The organism is Bradyrhizobium sp. STM 3566 (assembly GCF_045571445.1).
Classification (GTDB): Bacteria; Pseudomonadota; Alphaproteobacteria; order Rhizobiales; family Xanthobacteraceae; genus Bradyrhizobium; species Bradyrhizobium vignae.
This window is the reverse complement of the sequence record NZ_CP120692.1, coordinates 7384487-7400078: the sequence shown is the minus strand read 5'-3', so window position 1 is coordinate 7400078 and position 15592 is coordinate 7384487. Positions and strand designations below refer to the sequence as shown.

Below are 15592 nucleotides of genomic sequence, written 5' to 3'. Positions count from 1 at the left end.
GGTGCGAGGGCGGGCGTCTCTCTTCGAGCGGCTTGATGACGATATCATGACGCCGAGATGACAGCGGATGAGGTGTGTAGGATCGCCGCACCGCAACGGCGCTGTCACACAAGTGTTAAGCGCCGGCGTTAGCGGTTGGCCCAGCTACTCTGGAGTCCCTGCATGCTGGTGGTGGATGGTCTGACGTGTCGCTTCGGCGCAAAAGCCGCGGTGGATGACGCTTCGTTTCAAGTGTCCCCCGGCGGCTTCGTCGGTGTGATCGGGCGATCCGGCGCCGGCAAGTCGACATTGCTGCGGACCATCAACCGCCTGGTGACGCCGACCGGGGGCCGCATCCTGTTCGACGGCGTCGACGTCACCTTGCTGCGCGGCAAGGAGCTGCGGCAGTGGCGCGCGCGCTCGGCGATGATCTTCCAGCAGTTCAACCTGGTCGGCCGGCTCGATGTTCTGACCAACGTCCTGATGGGGCGGCTTGCGGCGATGCCCGCCTGGCGCTCGTTGTCGCAGGCCTGGCCCGAGCAGGACAAGGCGCTGGCGATGTCCGCGCTCGAGCAGTTCGACATTGCCTCGCTCGCCGCCCAGCGCGCCGACCAGCTCTCCGGCGGTCAGCAGCAGCGCGTCGCGATTGCCCGCGCGCTGGTGCAGCAGCCCGACATCATCCTCGCCGACGAGCCGATCGCCTCGCTCGATCCGCGCAACACCAAGATCGTCATGGATGCACTGCTGCGCATCAACAAGCATTTCGGCATCACCGTGCTCTGCAACCTGCATTCGCTCGATCTCGCCCGCACCTATTGCGACCGCCTGATCGGCATGGCCGCGGGCCGCGTGGTGTTCGATGGTGCGCCGTCCGCGCTGACCGATCACGTGGCGCGCGAGCTCTACGATCTCGAAGCCGCCGACGTCATGGGCGGCATGCCTGTACCGGCGCCCGGGGGCGTTCCGGCGCTCGGGACGGCCGCGGCGGCCTGAGCCTCGCCTGTTTAGTTCAAGTCTTTGCGTCAACCGACCTCAACCGATGAAGAGGATACCATGATCACTCGCAGACTGATCCTTGCCGGCGCCGCCGCGCTCGCGTTCACGGCGTCCGCCTCGGCGAACGACTGGAAGGCCAAATATCCCGAACTGACCTTTGCGGTCGTGCCGGCCGAGAACGCCTCCGGCGTCACCGAGCGCTGGACCCCGTTCGTGGAATACCTCTCGAAGCAGCTGGGCGTGAAGGTCACGCTGCGCATCGCCAACGACTACGCCGCTGTGATCGAAGGCCAGCGCGCCGGCAACATCCACATCGCGAGCTACGGCTCGGCCTCGTTCGCCCGCGCCCGCCTGACCGGCGTCAAGACCGACGCGTTCGCCAACGACATCAATGCCGACGGTTCGACCGGCTATTACTCGGTGTTCTTCGTCAAGGCGAGCAGCTCCTACAAGAAGGTCGATGATCTCAAGGGCAAGAACCTGGGCCTGGTCGACCCGAACTCGACCTCGGGCAACAACGTGCCGCGCTTCGAGCTCGACAAGATGGGCATCCACGATGCCGAGGGCTATTTCGGCAAGGTCGTCTTCACCGGCAGCCACGAGAATGCGATGCTCGCGCTGGCGCAAGGCACGGTCGACGTCGCCGCCAACCAGTGGACCAGCGACGACGATTCCACGCTGGCGCAGATGCTGACCAAGGGCATGCTGAAGAACGCCGACGGCTCGGCGATGAAGAAGGACGATTTCCGCATCATCCACAAGTCGGCGCCGATCATCAACGGTCCCTATGCCTACAATTCCGACCTGCCTGATGACGCCAAGGCCGCCATCGCCAAGGCTTTCTTCGACGCGCCGGCCAAGGACAAGGCCGCGTTCGATCGCCTGTCGGACGGCCAGAAGAAGGGCTTTCATCCCGCCACCACCAAGGACTGGGATGGCACGATCGAGCTGATCAAGTTCGTCGATGCGCTCCGCAAGAAGAAGGCGTCCTGAGTCATCGGGACGATGCACCCGAGCCGGGTCCTAGGACCCGGCTCTTTCTTTGACGGGACCTGTTTCGACCGATGACGACAGCGGTTTCGATCCTCCCCGAGCAGCAGCTTGCCGCGCTCAATGCCGCCTATCGCCAGGCGGTCTCGCGCAGGCGGCTCCGTCTCCTGTTGGGGGCCGCGGTCTTCGCCGCAGCGCTGGTGCTCGCCGCGATCGGCGCCGAAGTGAATTTGCATACCCTGTTCACCTATTTCGGCAATTTCGTCAGCTATTTCGACCGCATCCTCACGCTCGACAGCGGCCAGCGGGTCTGGACCGATGTCGGCGAGTGGTTCTGGGGCTGGCGCAAATGGCTGAAGATGCTGGGTGAGACCCTGCTCATCAGCTATGTCGGAACTCTGATCGGCGCGACATTGGCCTTCGCCCTCAACTTCTTCGCGGCCGAGAACACTTCGCCCGCGCCCTGGCTGCGCTTCGTCGTGCGGCGCCTGCTCGAATTCGCCCGCACAGTTCCCGGCATCGTGTTCGCGCTGGTGTTCGTGATTGCCTTCGGCCTGGGGCCAATGGCGGGCGTGCTGGCGATTGCAATCCACTCCACCGGCGCACTGGGAAAACTGTTCTCGGAGATCGTCGAGAATGCCGACATGAAGCCGGTGGAGGGCATTCGCTCGACAGGTGCGAGCTGGCTCTCCTGCATGCGTTTTGCGGTCGTACCGCAGGTGACGGCGGGCTATGCCAGCTATGCGCTGCTGCGCTTCGAGATCAACGTCCGCGAAGCCTCGGTGATGGGCTTCGTCGGCGCCGGCGGCATCGGCCAGGAGCTCGTCGTCGCCATCCGCAAGTTCTATTACTCCGACGTCAGCGCCATCCTGCTCACCATCGTCGTCACGGTCTTCATCATCGACATCACCACCGGCTGGCTGCGCGGCCGCCTGTTCGGCGAGGAGGCGCGGACGTGACGAAGCCGCAGCAGGTCGATATCGCGCAAATTCGCGCGCGCTACCCTGACGTGTTCGACCGGCCCGCCTCGGCGCGGCTCGCCACGCCGGCGATGATCGTCGCGGCGTTGGCGATCCTCGCTTACGGCCTCGTCGATCTCGATTTCTCGCCGTCGCGCTTCTTCGCCGGCCTCAGCCAGCTCGGCTGGATCAGCCTGATGATGATCCCGCCGGATCCCGGCTCTTCGCTGCCGGTCTATCTGAAGGCGCTGGGCGAGACGCTGTCGATCGCGCTGCTCGGCACCACGCTCGCCGCGGTCTTCGCGCTTCCAATCAGCCTGCTCGCGGCGCGCAACGTCGTGCCGTCGAACATCCTGCGCTTTCCCGTCCGCCGCTTCCTGGATTCGATCCGCGGCGTCGACACGTTGATCTGGGCGCTGGTGTGGATCAACGTGGTCGGGCTCGGCCCGTTCGCCGGCGTGCTCGCGATCGCCGTGTCGGATTTCGGTGCGTTCGGAAAGCTGTTCTCGGAGGCGATCGAGGGCGCCGACCAGAGGCAGGTCGAAGGCATCCGCGCCTCCGGCGGCAGCGCGCTGCACGAGATCCGCTTCGGCCTGTTGCCGCAGGTCCTGCCCGTCATCGCCGGCCAGGTGCTCTACTTCATCGAATCCAACACCCGCTCGGCCACCATCATCGGCATCGTCGGCGCCGGCGGCATCGGCCTCCAGCTCGCCGAGCAGATTCGCGTGCTGGAGTGGCAGAAAGTGTCGTTCCTGATCCTGATGATCCTGGTCGCCGTCGCCGCAATCGATTTCATCTCGGGCAAGCTGCGGTTTGCCATCATCGGCCGGCGGGCGGTGGCGTAGGCGGCTCTCTTCCTTCCTTGTGGGAGAAGGTGGCGCGAAGCGCCGGATGAGGGGTACGTGTCCTCAGTGCCGTAGGGTGGTCAACGCGTAGCGTGCCCACCGCTTCTGATGATCGAGAAAGATCGTGGGCACTCCCACAAGGGGAGAGGGGAAGAGGCCTACGACTCCACCAGAAACTCGACCCGCTCCGCGGCAAAGCGCGAATGCTTCGTCACCAGCGGCTTGCCCGTGAGATCGTGGTCGGTGGCATCGACTACCAGGATCGGCCGTCCCAGCGCAAGATCGAGTCTTGCGGCGTCGGTCGCGTCGACGATGCCGGCGGTGATCCGGGTCGCGCCGCGGCGATAATCGCGGATGCCGTAATGCGCGAGCAATTTCGTCATCGAGCGCGTCGCCGCGAACACGGCGCCCGCGTCCGGAAACAGCTCGGCCGACAGCCAGGTCGTGGACACGCAGATCGGCGTACGGTCGGCGAGGCGGATCGCCTCGATCCGCACCAGGGGCGCGCCGGTCTTCAATCCCAGCTCCCGCGCGAGCTCGCGCGTCGCGACGTCATCGGTCGCCTCGATCAGCCGGCCATGCGGCTCGCGTCCGCCCGCGCCGACGATCTCTGAGAAGCGCGTGCGCGAGCGCAGGGGATAGGCGAGCTTCTGTGCCTCGACATAGGTTCCGCTGCCGCGCTCGGCGCGCACCAGGCCGCGCTCGGCAAGCGCGGCCAGCGCGCGGCGCACGGTGTGGCGGTTGACGCGATAGGTTTCCGCGATCTCCATCTCGCCCGGCAATTTGTCGCCGGCCGCAAAGCGGCCGTCGGCGATGCCGCGCTCGATGCCGTCGGCAACGAGGCGCCACAGCGCGACTCCCGAGGAGGCTGTGTCCTGCATGCTCATGTCGCGCGAAACCTACTCCAGAAATCACAACATTGTCACGAAACAGTCATGGCGCGTCCGTATGAAGTTGTCTATTATCATAGACAACTTAGATGCGGCAAGTTCGGTGGACCAGGTGACGCAGCACAACAGCCAGCAAGCCCAGCGCAAGGCCGCCATGGCCGTGCTGGCGCACGCGGAGGCGGGCGAGATCGCCGCTCGCCTCCGCAACTTCACCCTCCCGGCCCATCAGGATCTGCGCGCGCCCGAAAACGGGCTGGTCATGCTGCGCGGCCGGATCGGCGGCGACGGGGCGCCGTTCAATCTCGGTGAAGCCACGGTGTCGCGCGCGGCGGTGCGGCTTGCGAGCGGCGAGGTCGGCTTCGGCTACACGCTCGGCCGCGACGGTGAGAAGGCGCGGCTGATCGCGCTGTGCGATGCGCTGGTGCAGTCCCGCGATTTCGGCGGGCTCGTCGAGCGTGGCGTTATCGCGCCGTTGCGCGAGCAGCTTATGGTCAAGCGCAAGCAGGCGGCGGAAGAGACCGCCGCGACGAAGGTTGATTTCTACACCATGGTGCGCGGTGAGGGGTGAGATCATGACCACGATTGCGGAGCTGCCGCCGGGTTTCGCCGACAAGGTGTTGTCGGCGCAATCGACCTTTCGCTCGGTCATGGATGCCATGGCACGGCCGGGCTCCGTCCAGCAAATCGTGCCGATGGTCGGCGCGCCAGGGCCGATGATGCGCGGCACCGCCGCGATCGCGCTGACGCTGTTCGACCACGATACGCCGCTCTGGCTCGACGCGGGAATGGCGGAGAACTCGGATGTGACGAAGTGGCTGAAGTTCCACACCGGTGCGCCGGTCGTGCAGGACGCCTCGATCGCGAGTTTTGCGCTGATCTGTGATGGCGATGCGCTGCCTTCGCTCGAGCGATTCGCGCTCGGCACCAGCGAGTATCCGGACCGTTCGACCACGGTGATCATTCAGGTCGACAGCCTGAACTCGGGACGCAGCTTCGAGCTGCGCGGCCCCGGCATCGGTGGGGTCGCGACGCTGCAGGCGTCGATCAAGCCTCTCGATCTGCTCGAGCGGCTGCGTATGAACGAAGCACTGTTTCCGCACGGCATCGATATGGTGCTGGTCGCCGATGATGCCGTGGTCGCGATCCCCCGCACCACGCGCGTCGTGAGCAAGGGAATCTGAAGCATGTATGTCGCAGTCAAAGGCGGCGAACGCGCCATCGAGAACGCCCATCGCCTGCTCGCACATAAGCGGCGCGGCGATCAAAGCGTTGCGGAAATCTCCCTGGACCAGATCTCGGAGCAGCTTGGCCTCGCCGTCGATCGCGTCTTGAGCGAAGGCTCGCTTTATGACCGCGAGCTCGCGGCGCTGGCGATCAAGCAGGCGCGCGGCGATCTGATCGAGGCGATCTTCCTGGTTCGCGCCTTCCGCGCCACCTTGCCGCGCTTCGGCACCAGCGAGCCGGTCGACACCGGCGCCATGCAGGTGCAGCGGCGGGTGTCCGCGACCTTCAAGGACATTCCGGGTGGCCAGATCCTCGGGCCCACCTTCGACTACACGCACCGCCTGCTCGATCCCTCGCTCGCGCAAGGCGTCGTGCCGCAGGTTCCGTCGACGGCCGAAGCATCCACAGCGCCGACGCCGCGCGTGACGGATATTCTGGGCCGCGACGGGCTGATCGAATCCTCGCCCGAAGCCGAGGACGGCGCCAGCGTCGGCGATCTCACCCGCGAGCCGCTGAATTTTCCGGCCGACCGCGACCTGCGCCTGCAGAACCTCGCGCGTGGTGACGAAGGCTTTCTCCTCGCGATGGGCTATTCCACCCAGCGCGGCTACGGCCGCAACCATCCTTTTGTCGGCGAGATCCGCTTCGGCGAGGTCGAGGTCGAATTTCTCGCGGAAGAGGTCGGCTTCGCCGTGCCGCTCGGCGCGATCGAACTCACCGAGTGCCAGATGGTCAACCAGTTCAAGGGGTCTGCGACGGAGGCGCCGTGCTTCACCCGCGGCTACGGCCTCGCCTTCGGCCAGAGCGAGCGCAAGACCATGTCGATGGCGCTGGTGGATCGTGCGTTGCGCGCCCGCGAGCTCGGCGAGGAGGTGCGTGCGCCGGCGCAGGACGAAGAGTTCGTGATGTCGCATTCGGACAACGTCCAGGCCACCGGCTTCGTCGAGCATCTGAAGCTGCCGCACTATGTCGACTTCCAGTCCGAGCTCGGCCTCCTGCGCAAGCTGCGCCAGGAGTTTGCCGAGGCCAATACGCCAGATGCCATGAAGGAGGCCGCGGAATGAACGCGCCCGCCTACAACTTCGCCTATCTCGACGAGCAGACCAAGCGGATGATCCGCCGCGCGATCCTGAAAGCGATCGCGATTCCCGGCTATCAGGTGCCGTTCGCCAGCCGCGAAATGCCGATGCCCTATGGCTGGGGCACCGGCGGCGTGCAGGTGACCGCAGCGATCCTTGGACCGCAGGACGTCTTGAAAGTGATCGACCAGGGCTCCGACGACACCACCAACGCGATCTCGATCCGCAAGTTCTTCGCCAAGACCGCCGGTGTTGCCACGACGACGGCGACGGACGAAGCGACGGTGATCCAGACCCGCCACCGCATCCCGGAGAAGGCGCTGAACGAAAACCAGATTCTGGTCTATCAGGTGCCGATCCCGGAACCCCTGCGTTTCCTCGAACCGCGCGAGACCGAGACGCGGCGCATGCATGCGCTCGCCGAATACGGCCTGATGCATGTGAAGCTCTACGAGGACATCGCCCGCTTCGGCCACATCGCGACCGCCTACGCTTATCCGGTCAAGGTCAACGCGCGCTACGTGATGGACCCGTCGCCGACGCCGAAATTCGACAATCCCAAGATGGACAATTGCCCGGCGCTGCAATTGTTCGGCGCCGGCCGCGAGAAGCGCATCTACGCGATCCCGCCTTATACGCAAGTGGTCTCGCTCGATTTCGAGGACCACCCGTTCGAGCCCTACCGCTTCAACGCGCCCTGCGCACTGTGCGGTGCGGAGAATTCCTACCTTGACGAGATCGTCACCGACGACCAGGGCGGGCGGATGTTCGTCTGCTCGGACACCGATTATTGCGAGGGCCGCCAGGCCGCCGGCCATCGCAGCAGCCTCAGCGCCGCGCCGTACAAGGAGAAGGCGCAGGAGGCCTCGAATGGCTGATCAGAATCTGGTCGAGAACGACGAGCCGCTGCTGGTCGCGGAGTCCCTCAGCAAGTCGTTTGGCCGCATTGCCGCCTGCCGCGATGTGTCGTTCTCGCTCTATCCCGGCGAGGTGCTGGCGATCGTCGGTGAATCCGGCTCGGGCAAGTCGACGCTGCTGCAAATGCTGTCCGGCCAGCTCGCGCCGGGTTCCGGCCATGTCTCGTATCGGATGCGCGACGGTGTCACCCGCGATCTCTCGACGCTGGGCGAGGCCGAGCGTCGCTTCCTGTTCCGCACCGATTGGGGCTTTGTGCATCAGGATCCAGCACAGGGCCTGCGCATGGCGGTCTCGGCCGGCGCCAATGTCGGCGAGCGGCTGATGGCGGTGGGCTGGAATCACTACGGCCGCATCCGCGACACCGCGTCGGACTGGCTCACCCGCGTCGAGATCGACACAGCGCGCATCGACGATGCACCGCGCACCTATTCCGGCGGCATGCGCCAGCGGCTCCAGATCGCGCGCAACCTCGTCACCGAGCCGCGCCTGGTGTTCATGGACGAGCCGACCGGCGGCCTCGACGTGTCCGTGCAGGCGCGCCTGCTCGACCTCCTGCGCAGCCTCGTTGCCGAGCTGCATCTCGCCGTCATCATCGTCACCCATGATCTCGCGGTCGCACGCCTGCTGTCGCACCGCGTGATGGTGATGAAGGGCGGCCGCGTCATCGAGACCGGTCTCACCGACCAGGTGCTCGACGACCCGCGCGAGCCCTATACCCAGCTCCTCGTCTCCTCGATTCTGCCGCCATGAGTTTTCCAATGACCGTCATGATCGACGTTACCGATGCGCAAAAGACGTTCACGATGCACCTGCAGGGCGGCATCGAACTGCCTGTCGTGCGCGGCGTGACCTTCCACGTCAATCCGGGCGAATGCGTCGTTCTGTCAGGCCCGTCAGGCGCCGGAAAATCGTCGATCCTGAAAATGATCTTCGGCAATTACCGCTGCGATAGCGGCCGCATCGGCATCCGCCATCGCGGCGCGCTGATTGATCTCGCCACCGCCGAGCCGCGGCAGATTCTCAACATCCGCCGTTCCACCATCGGCTATGTCAGCCAGTTCCTGCGCGCGGTGCCGCGCGTTGCCACCATCGACGTCGTCGCGGAGCCACTGATCGTCAACGGCATGAGCCGGGCCGAAGCGCAGCAGCGCGCTGGCAGCCTGCTGCATCGTCTGAACATTCCCGAGCGCCTCTGGCAGCTTCCGCCCGCGACCTTCTCCGGCGGCGAGCAGCAGCGCGTCAACATCGCGCGCGGCTTCATTTCGGACCTGCCGATCCTGCTGCTCGACGAGCCGACCGCCTCGCTCGATGCCGCCAACCGCGCTGTCGTGGTTGAGCTGGTTGCCGAGAAGAAGCGCGGGGGCGTCGCCATGGTCGCCATTGTCCATGACGACGAAATCCGTCATCTGATTGCCGACCGTATCGTCGACGTCACCAGCTTTGCCGCCGCGGCCTGAAGGAAGAGGGAAATGAACGCCAAGCCGAAGGACACATTGATCGCCAACGCCAGGATCGTGCTGGCCGACCGGGTGATCGAGCAGGGCTGGCTGGCTCTTGCCGACGGACGCATTGCCGAGATCGGCGATGGGACTGCGCCCGCCGGCGCCGAGGATGCCGGCGGTGACCTGATCATGCCCGGCCTGATCGAGCTCCATACCGACCATCTCGAAGCCCATTACGTGCCGCGGCCGAAGGTGTTCTGGAATCCGGTCGCCGCGGTCATCTCCTATGACGGCCAGCTCGCGACGTCAGGCATCACCACCGTGTTCGATTCGCTCCGGGTCTGGCGCGAGGACGGCGCCGAGGAGGTCGATGGCCGCGCCGGCGTGCTTGCCGCCGCGATCACGACCGCGCGCGAGGCCAGCCTCCTGCGCGCCGACCACTTCCTGCATCTGCGCTGCGAAATCCCGATGCCGAGCGTGGTCGAGGAGGCCAGGGAGCTGATCGACCGTCCCGACGTCAAGCTGATGTCGCTGATGGACCACACGCCGGGCCAGCGCCAGTTCCGCGACGAGGTCAAGCTGCGCGACTATTATCGCGGCAAGGGCGGCGGCAAGACCGATGCCGAGCTCGACGAGCTGTTCGCAAAGCGCTTCGAATACCAGAAGAAATATGCAGCGGCCAACATGCGCGAGATCGTGGCGCTGGCGCATCAGTACAACATTCCGCTGGCGAGCCACGACGACACCACCGAGGAGAACGTCGCCGACGCCGTGCGGGATCGTGTTTCGGTTGCCGAATTCCCGACCACGCTGGAGGCGGCGCGCGGCCTGCATCAGGCCGGCATCGACATTCTGATGGGGGCGCCGAACGTCGTGCGCGGCGGCTCGCATTCCGGCAACATCGCCGCGGTCGATCTCGCCCGCGAAGGCCTGCTCAACATCCTATCGTCGGACTACATTCCGTCCAGCCTTCTCATGGCCGCGCTGCAACTGCCCGAGCATGTACCCACGATCAGCCTGCCGGCCGCGGTTCGCACCGTGACCAAGGCGCCCGCCGAGGCGGTCGGCCTCACCGACCGCGGCGAGGTCGCGACCGGCAAGCGTGCCGATTTGATCCGCGTGCATGTCGCAGGGCACGTTCCCGTGGTACGCAGCGTCTGGCGCGAGGGAAGCCGGGTCGCATGAGCAAGATGGTCACCACGGCGCAGGGGGAGGCGGGTGCGATCGGCCCCGGCCGGCTCGTGCTCGTGGTCGGCCCCAGCGGCGCCGGCAAGGATACGCTGCTGCGCCTCGCGCAGGCGGCCTGCATCGATGATCCCGAAATCGTCTTCCCGCGCCGCATCGTGACCCGTGCATCGTCGTCCGATGAAGACAATATCGCCGTGAGCCAGGACGAGTTCCGCCGCGCGCGCGAGCAAGGCGACTTCGCCGTGCACTGGGAGGCGCATGGGCACGCCTACGCGCTGCCGCTCGAAATCAACGATGACATCCGCGCAGGCCGCGCGGTGGTCGTCAATGTCTCACGCACCGTGATCGCCGCGCTGCGCGAGGCCTATGCTAATGTCGTTGTGGTTGCGATCACGGCGCCGCCCGATGTGCTGGCGCAGCGGCTCGCAGCGCGCGCCCGGCAAAGCGACGGCGACATCGCCGAGCGGTTGTCGCGCGTCGATGGTTCGTCGGCGCAGGCCGATGTCACCATCCTCAATGCCGGCAGTGCGGACTACCACGGCCGCCAGCTCGTGCGCGTGATCAGGAATGAAGGCTGGCAAGATTAGTTGCGGGTAACAACAAGGAGAGAGTGGAATGACGGTGATCGAAACGGTCGAACAGCTGGAGGCCATCTACGGCGCCACCAATGACGCCTCGACCGTGAAAGTCGCCGACCACGTCACGCCGCTCTACCGCATCTTCATCGAGAAGGCACCGTTCGCCGCGCTCGCCACCATCGGACCGGAGGGCATCGATTGCTCGCCGCGCGGCGACTTGCCCGGCTTCGTCCGCATTCACGATCCCAAGACGCTGATGCTGCCGGACCGCCGCGGCAACAACCGGGTCGATTCCCTGCGCAACATCGTGCGCGATCCCAGGGTGTCGCTGATGTTCCTGATCCCCGGCTCCGGCAATGCCGTCCGCGCCAATGGTCGCGCGCATCTGTCGATCGATCCGGACGTGCTGGCCTCGTTCAAGGTTGATGGCAAGGCGCCGCGCAGTGTCATGGTGATGAACGTGGAGGAAATCTACTTCCAGTGCGCCCGCGCCATCGTCCGCTCCGATCTCTGGAATCCGGACAAGCGCGTCGATCCCAAGACGCTGCCGACGCCGGGTCAGATTCTCGCCGAGATGAGTGACAACAAGGTCGGCGGCGCGGAGTACGACCGCATCTGGCCGGAGCGCGCTGCCGCGACGATGTGGTGAGCGTCCGCTCTCTCGTCTCCCTCGCCCCGTTCTTTTGGGGGAGAGGGCGGGGTGAGGGCCTCTCTCCGCACGTGAGATCGCCGTGGGACCTGTATCCCCTCACCCGGATTGCATCTTCGATGCAATCCGATCCCGCAAGCGGGGAGAGGGGAAGCAAGCCCGTCGCTCCGCTTCAGTTAAACGCCATCCCGCCGCTCAGCGCGACGGTCTGCCCGGTCATGTAGGCGTTGTCGACCAGCAGCATCACGGCTTTCGCAACTTCCTCCGCCGTGCCGAAGCGGCCGAGCGGGATGCGGCTGACGAGGCCGGGTTGGCCGCTCATCATGTCGGTCTCGATCAGCGAGGGCGCCACCGCATTGACGGTGATGCCTTCCTTCACCAGTCGCGCCGCATAGCCTCGCGTCAGCCCCTCCATGCCGGCCTTGGACGCATTGTAATGCGGGCCGATCGCGCCGGCGCCGCGCGCCGCGCCCGATGAGATGTTGACGATACGGCCCCATTTCCGCGCGCGCATCGTCGGCAGCACCGCCTGCGTACACAGAAAGGCGGATTTCAGATTGACCAGGATGGTGCGGTCGAAATCGTCTTCGGTGAGATCGTCGACGCTGCGTGTGATGGCGATGCCGGCATTGTTGACGAGGATGTCGATCGGACCAAGCCCGGCCGTGACGCGCTCGATCATGCCGGCCACGGCTTCGCGCTGCGAGACGTCGGCGGCGATGACGATGGCGCGGCCGCCCCGCTTGCCGATCTCGCTCGCCAGTTGCTCGGCCTGGCCGATTCTTTCGCGGCAGTTGATCGCCACCGCCGCGCCTGCTTCGGCCAGCGCACGGCAGACGGCCGCGCCAATTCCGCGCGAGCCTCCGGTCACGAGCGCCGTGCGCCCCTTCAGAGCATCCGCCATGCCTGGAACCTCCCAATCATCCGCTTGCCTTGCATCGATCGTATCATGCTTGCAGCTCACGCGCGTTGAACTCATCGCGAGATGAATCCGTCTGCCGGTGCTTGCGGCGGGAGAAACGCCCCAGCGCATGTGTCGCAAATATGGATAGCCATTTCATTGACCAATCGCGCCAACCGCTTGATATTCAGAGCGTCAAGACTGCTCCTCGAGCCCAAGCCGCACCATGACAACCGATCGCCAGCGCAATCAGAACGACATGCAAGCATGCATGACGCGGTGCTGCTTCTCGGTGGCAACGGGCGCCTGTTGTTGTTGCTGATCGTCTCCTGGCAACACCGCACACCGAAAGACGCAAAAGAGGAACGCCGAAATTCCGGCGAGCGAGCAGTCATGTCCCAAGCCCAGTCCAACGCCTACATCATCGAAATCCACGACCGCGCTGCCGGTATCATCACGAGAGATGAGCGCGGCTTCCGCTTCTTCTCCTCCGAGCGCCTGTTCGACAGCCTCGAGGGCCGCCAGTTCCGCTCGGCGCGAGAGGCCGAGCGGGCCGCCCGTGCCGTGTTGTCCGAGCGTAGCCGTCGCGCGAGCTCGCAACCTTCGCCAACTGATCTCACCGAAAGGGCCGCATTATGATCACCCGACGAAACATCCTAGCAACGACGCTCCTGCTCGCGACCGCCTTGGCCGCGCGCGCCGAGGACAAGCCGGCGGAAATCCGCATCGGCACGCAGAAGGGCGGCTTCTTCCCGGCGGTGCGCCAGCGCCAGACGCTCGAAAACGCCTTCAAGCCGCTCGGCATCGAGATCAAGTGGGTCGATTTCCAGTTCGGTCCGCCGCTGCTGGAGGCCATCAATGTCGGCAGCGTCGATTTCGGCTATGTCGGCGACTCCCCGCCGATCTTCGCGCAGGCCGGCGGCGCCAAGATACGCTACGTCGCCGCGGTGAAATCGGACGGCAACACCCAGGCGATTGTCGTGCCGAAGGATTCGCCGATTCACTCGCTGGCCGATCTCAAAGGCAAGCGCATCGCCTTCGGCAAGGGATCGAGCGCGCATAATCTCCTCGTTGCGGCGCTCGAAAAGGCCGGCCTGTCCTGGTCCGACATCACGCCGGCGCCGCTCGCGCCGGCCGATGCGACGGCCGCCTTTCAAGGGGTCGGTCGATGCCTGGTCGATCTGGGATCCGTATCTGGCGCTTGCCGAATTGAAGGAGAACGCGCGCGTCATCGCCTTCGACAAGGACGTACACAGGCCGAATGCGTTCTACATCGCCAACACCGATTTCGTGGAGAAGTATCCGGCGCTGGTCGCGAAGCTCAACACGACCTTCGCGTCCGAAGGCGTCTGGGCCAACGAGCACCACGAGGACGTCGCCAAAGCGCAGGCGGACGCGACCGGCGTCGACATCGAGGCCGTCAGGCGTTTCGTGGATCGCTCCAACTTCCGCGTCGTGCCGCTGGATGCCGAAATTGTCGCAAGCCAGCAGGCCGTCGCTGATCGTTTCGCAAAGCTCGGCCTGATCCCGAAGCCGGTCACCATCTCCGACATCGTCTGGAAATGGACGCCGGGCTCCTGAACCGGCGCGCCTGATCAACTCCGGCGGCGCGCCCTGGTGCGTGCCGCCTTCTTGGCGGCGGCGGAGCGGACCTTCGATCCCTTGGTGTGGCTCGCTTTCCGCGCGGCAGCCGAGCGGGACGCTGCGGTTCGCCGGCTTGCAGCCTGCTTGGCCTGCTTCGACAGCGCGCCGCGCGATGCGGTCGACCGCGGCTCCTTCTTCAACACGCCTTCGACGGCACGTGACACGCGCGGGCGGCGTTTCGCGGTGCGCTTGCCCTGGCCGACCTCATAGGCATATTTGGCGCTGCGGCGTGTCGCCTTCTTGGTGCGCCCTTTGCGCGGCGGCGGCAGATCGACGCCGGCGCGACGCGCTTCGGACAGGCCGATCGCGATCGCCTGCTTGGTCGAGCGCGCTCCGTGCTTGCCCTTGCGAATTTTGTCGATCTCGTCCTTGACGAATTCGCCGGCCTGCGTGCTGGCCGACTTGCCGGCACGCTTGTCCCGCCTGGCTTTGCGAATGACTTCTTGTCTTGGCATGGTCGAGTTCCCCTTCGTGATTGGCAGGGATATCTGACGCAACGCGCAAGGGAGAAGATCGATCCGTTTTAGTTCCTCAGCGCGGCCAGCAACTCATCCGGCCGCTCGGCCATGATCATGTGGCCGGCGCCCTTCACCACGATGGTCTTTGCGTGCGGGATCGCGGCGGCGAGCGCCTTGCCGGCCTTGGCCGGTGTCATCATGTCCCGCTCGCCAAGAATGAGCGTCGTCGGCACCTTCACGGTTGCGGCAGCGGTCAGAGCATTGGCGTAGGCATTGCAGGCCGACAGATCCTTGAACAGGACACCCGGCTCGCAAGCCCTCAGCACCGCCTGCGCACCGCCATGCATCCACAGGCCCGGCGCGAGGCTGCCGCCGAGCTCGGCCTTGAAGCCGAGGCCCCAGATCGAGACCATGTCGTTGGCATCCTGCGAGTTGGCTTCGGCCGCCTTCAAGAGATCCGGGCCGACCGTCATGGTCGCGGCGGTGCCGATCAGGCTCAGCGCGGAGACCTTGTCGGGATGCCGCGCGGTGGTCTCCAGCGAGATCAGCGAGCCCATGGAATGGCCGATCAGATGCGCCTTCGCGGCTCCCGCCGCTTCGAGCAGCGCCGCCGTCCAGTCGGCCATCTCCGCGATGCTGCCGAGCGAAGGTCCGGCCGAGCGGCCGTGGCCCGGGAGGTCCGGCGCGAGAACGGAAAAACCATGATGGGCGAACCAGCGCGTATGCAGCGCCCAGGTCGAATGATCGAAGCCGGCGCCATGGATGAAGACGACCGGGGGCAGGGACTTGTCGAAATCGCGGCCGCCGGTTGCGACGAATACCTCGGTGCCGTTGACGGAAAGCTTCATGGTG

General features: G+C 65.7%; 18 protein-coding genes and 1 pseudogene. 15 read left to right on the top strand and 4 right to left on the bottom strand.

Features of this window, described 5'->3' with window-relative positions; translation table 11 throughout:
* The first annotated feature begins 162 nt into the window (after nucleotides 1-162).
* The 4 genes from phnC to phnE (P6U27_RS35145) all read left to right on the top strand — a co-directional run bounded on the left by phnC (nucleotide 163) and on the right by phnE (P6U27_RS35145) (nucleotide 3769).
* Nucleotides 163-972 carry a phosphonate ABC transporter ATP-binding protein gene (gene phnC, locus P6U27_RS35160; RefSeq protein WP_407193449.1) on the top strand — a complete coding sequence of 270 codons (810 nt, stop codon included), beginning with the start codon at nucleotides 163-165 and terminating at the stop codon, nucleotides 970-972.
* A gap of 60 nt (nucleotides 973-1032) precedes the next feature.
* Complete coding sequence (phnD, locus tag P6U27_RS35155) at nucleotides 1033-1968, top strand: phosphonate ABC transporter substrate-binding protein (RefSeq protein WP_129144583.1); 936 nt, start codon at nucleotides 1033-1035, stop codon at nucleotides 1966-1968.
* Nucleotides 1969-2039: 71 nt separating this feature from the next.
* A complete protein-coding gene (gene phnE / locus P6U27_RS35150) occupies nucleotides 2040-2924 on the top strand; it encodes a phosphonate ABC transporter, permease protein PhnE (protein ID WP_407120669.1) in 885 nt (294 codons plus the stop codon).
* Nucleotides 2921-3769: a phosphonate ABC transporter, permease protein PhnE gene (gene phnE / locus P6U27_RS35145; protein WP_407193448.1), complete on the top strand. Its 849-nt coding sequence runs from the start codon at nucleotides 2921-2923 to the stop codon at nucleotides 3767-3769. Before phnE (P6U27_RS35150) ends, phnE (P6U27_RS35145) begins: the two co-directional genes overlap by 4 nt.
* A gap of 158 nt (nucleotides 3770-3927) precedes the next feature.
* On the opposite strand, the gene phnF is transcribed toward phnE (P6U27_RS35145), so the two are convergent.
* A complete protein-coding gene (phnF, locus tag P6U27_RS35140; protein ID WP_209295480.1) occupies nucleotides 3928-4656 on the bottom strand; it encodes a phosphonate metabolism transcriptional regulator PhnF in 729 nt (242 codons plus the stop codon).
* 106 nt (nucleotides 4657-4762) lie between these two features.
* Between phnF and phnG the strand changes: the two genes are divergently transcribed.
* The 9 genes from phnG to P6U27_RS35095 are packed head-to-tail and all read left to right on the top strand — an operon-like array spanning nucleotide 4763 to nucleotide 11737.
* Nucleotides 4763-5227, top strand: a complete 465-nt coding sequence (phnG, locus tag P6U27_RS35135; RefSeq protein ID WP_209295524.1) for a phosphonate C-P lyase system protein PhnG — start codon at nucleotides 4763-4765, stop codon at nucleotides 5225-5227.
* 4 nt (nucleotides 5228-5231) lie between these two features.
* Nucleotides 5232-5840, top strand: coding sequence for a phosphonate C-P lyase system protein PhnH (phnH, locus tag P6U27_RS35130; RefSeq protein WP_209295481.1), 609 nt, complete (start codon nucleotides 5232-5234; stop codon nucleotides 5838-5840).
* A 3-nt stretch (nucleotides 5841-5843) separates the two neighbouring features.
* Complete coding sequence (locus tag P6U27_RS35125) at nucleotides 5844-6947, top strand: carbon-phosphorus lyase complex subunit PhnI (protein WP_407193447.1); 1104 nt, start codon at nucleotides 5844-5846, stop codon at nucleotides 6945-6947.
* Nucleotides 6944-7840 (top strand): alpha-D-ribose 1-methylphosphonate 5-phosphate C-P-lyase PhnJ, encoded by an 897-nt coding sequence (locus P6U27_RS35120; protein WP_407193446.1) that lies wholly within the window; start codon nucleotides 6944-6946, stop codon nucleotides 7838-7840. Before P6U27_RS35125 ends, P6U27_RS35120 begins: the two co-directional genes overlap by 4 nt.
* Nucleotides 7833-8630 carry a phosphonate C-P lyase system protein PhnK gene (gene phnK / locus P6U27_RS35115; RefSeq protein ID WP_122405955.1) on the top strand — a complete coding sequence of 266 codons (798 nt, stop codon included), beginning with the start codon at nucleotides 7833-7835 and terminating at the stop codon, nucleotides 8628-8630. Before P6U27_RS35120 ends, phnK begins: the two co-directional genes overlap by 8 nt.
* 8 nt (nucleotides 8631-8638) lie before the next feature.
* A complete protein-coding gene (phnL, locus tag P6U27_RS35110) occupies nucleotides 8639-9337 on the top strand; it encodes a phosphonate C-P lyase system protein PhnL (RefSeq protein ID WP_164937042.1) in 699 nt (232 codons plus the stop codon).
* A gap of 12 nt (nucleotides 9338-9349) precedes the next feature.
* Nucleotides 9350-10507 (top strand): alpha-D-ribose 1-methylphosphonate 5-triphosphate diphosphatase, encoded by a 1158-nt coding sequence (locus P6U27_RS35105; RefSeq protein WP_407120671.1) that lies wholly within the window; start codon nucleotides 9350-9352, stop codon nucleotides 10505-10507.
* Nucleotides 10504-11097, top strand: a complete 594-nt coding sequence (gene phnN / locus P6U27_RS35100) for a phosphonate metabolism protein/1,5-bisphosphokinase (PRPP-forming) PhnN (protein WP_209295485.1) — start codon at nucleotides 10504-10506, stop codon at nucleotides 11095-11097. The genes P6U27_RS35105 and phnN overlap by 4 nt, the downstream gene beginning before the upstream one ends.
* 28 nt (nucleotides 11098-11125) lie before the next feature.
* Nucleotides 11126-11737: a pyridoxamine 5'-phosphate oxidase family protein gene (locus P6U27_RS35095; RefSeq protein WP_122405951.1), complete on the top strand. Its 612-nt coding sequence runs from the start codon at nucleotides 11126-11128 to the stop codon at nucleotides 11735-11737.
* 172 nt (nucleotides 11738-11909) lie between these two features.
* Here the strand turns inward: P6U27_RS35095 and P6U27_RS35090 are convergent, their stop codons facing one another.
* Nucleotides 11910-12641: an SDR family NAD(P)-dependent oxidoreductase gene (locus P6U27_RS35090; protein ID WP_407120672.1), complete on the bottom strand. Its 732-nt coding sequence runs from the start codon at nucleotides 12639-12641 to the stop codon at nucleotides 11910-11912.
* A gap of 390 nt (nucleotides 12642-13031) precedes the next feature.
* On the opposite strand from P6U27_RS35090, the gene P6U27_RS35085 reads away from it, so the two are divergent.
* Complete coding sequence (locus P6U27_RS35085; protein ID WP_122406964.1) at nucleotides 13032-13277, top strand: hypothetical protein; 246 nt, start codon at nucleotides 13032-13034, stop codon at nucleotides 13275-13277.
* Nucleotides 13274-14219 (top strand): annotated as a pseudogene (locus tag P6U27_RS35080) (aliphatic sulfonate ABC transporter substrate-binding protein). The gene P6U27_RS35085 and the pseudogene P6U27_RS35080 overlap by 4 nt, the downstream one beginning before the upstream one ends.
* A 14-nt stretch (nucleotides 14220-14233) precedes the next feature.
* Here the strand turns inward: P6U27_RS35080 and P6U27_RS35075 are convergent.
* Nucleotides 14234-14737: a DUF6496 domain-containing protein gene (locus P6U27_RS35075; RefSeq protein ID WP_122405950.1), complete on the bottom strand. Its 504-nt coding sequence runs from the start codon at nucleotides 14735-14737 to the stop codon at nucleotides 14234-14236.
* Between the two features lie 68 nt (nucleotides 14738-14805).
* Nucleotides 14806-15588: an alpha/beta fold hydrolase gene (locus P6U27_RS35070; RefSeq protein ID WP_209295487.1), complete on the bottom strand. Its 783-nt coding sequence runs from the start codon at nucleotides 15586-15588 to the stop codon at nucleotides 14806-14808.
* Nucleotides 15589-15592 lie beyond the last annotated feature (4 nt).

Excerpts from the sequence above, each read along its gene's own strand:
- phnC (WP_407193449.1), top strand. The coding sequence starts at position 163 with ATGCTGGTGGTGGATGGTCTGACGTGTCGCTTCGGCGCAAAAGCCGCG.
- phnD (WP_129144583.1), top strand. The coding sequence starts at position 1,033 with ATGATCACTCGCAGACTGATCCTTGCCGGCGCCGCCGCGCTCGCGTTC.
- phnE (WP_407120669.1), top strand. The coding sequence starts at position 2,040 with ATGACGACAGCGGTTTCGATCCTCCCCGAGCAGCAGCTTGCCGCGCTC.
- phnF (WP_209295480.1), bottom strand. The coding sequence starts at position 4,656 with ATGAGCATGCAGGACACAGCCTCCTCGGGAGTCGCGCTGTGGCGCCTC.
- phnH (WP_209295481.1), top strand. The coding sequence starts at position 5,232 with ATGACCACGATTGCGGAGCTGCCGCCGGGTTTCGCCGACAAGGTGTTG.
- P6U27_RS35125 (WP_407193447.1), top strand. The coding sequence starts at position 5,844 with ATGTATGTCGCAGTCAAAGGCGGCGAACGCGCCATCGAGAACGCCCAT.
- P6U27_RS35120 (WP_407193446.1), top strand. The coding sequence starts at position 6,944 with ATGAACGCGCCCGCCTACAACTTCGCCTATCTCGACGAGCAGACCAAG.
- phnK (WP_122405955.1), top strand. The coding sequence starts at position 7,833 with ATGGCTGATCAGAATCTGGTCGAGAACGACGAGCCGCTGCTGGTCGCG.
- phnL (WP_164937042.1), top strand. The coding sequence starts at position 8,639 with ATGACCGTCATGATCGACGTTACCGATGCGCAAAAGACGTTCACGATG.
- P6U27_RS35105 (WP_407120671.1), top strand. The coding sequence starts at position 9,350 with ATGAACGCCAAGCCGAAGGACACATTGATCGCCAACGCCAGGATCGTG.
- phnN (WP_209295485.1), top strand. The coding sequence starts at position 10,504 with ATGAGCAAGATGGTCACCACGGCGCAGGGGGAGGCGGGTGCGATCGGC.
- P6U27_RS35095 (WP_122405951.1), top strand. The coding sequence starts at position 11,126 with ATGACGGTGATCGAAACGGTCGAACAGCTGGAGGCCATCTACGGCGCC.
- P6U27_RS35090 (WP_407120672.1), bottom strand. The coding sequence starts at position 12,641 with ATGGCGGATGCTCTGAAGGGGCGCACGGCGCTCGTGACCGGAGGCTCG.
- P6U27_RS35085 (WP_122406964.1), top strand. The coding sequence starts at position 13,032 with ATGTCCCAAGCCCAGTCCAACGCCTACATCATCGAAATCCACGACCGC.
- P6U27_RS35075 (WP_122405950.1), bottom strand. The coding sequence starts at position 14,737 with ATGCCAAGACAAGAAGTCATTCGCAAAGCCAGGCGGGACAAGCGTGCC.
- P6U27_RS35070 (WP_209295487.1), bottom strand. The coding sequence starts at position 15,588 with ATGAAGCTTTCCGTCAACGGCACCGAGGTATTCGTCGCAACCGGCGGC.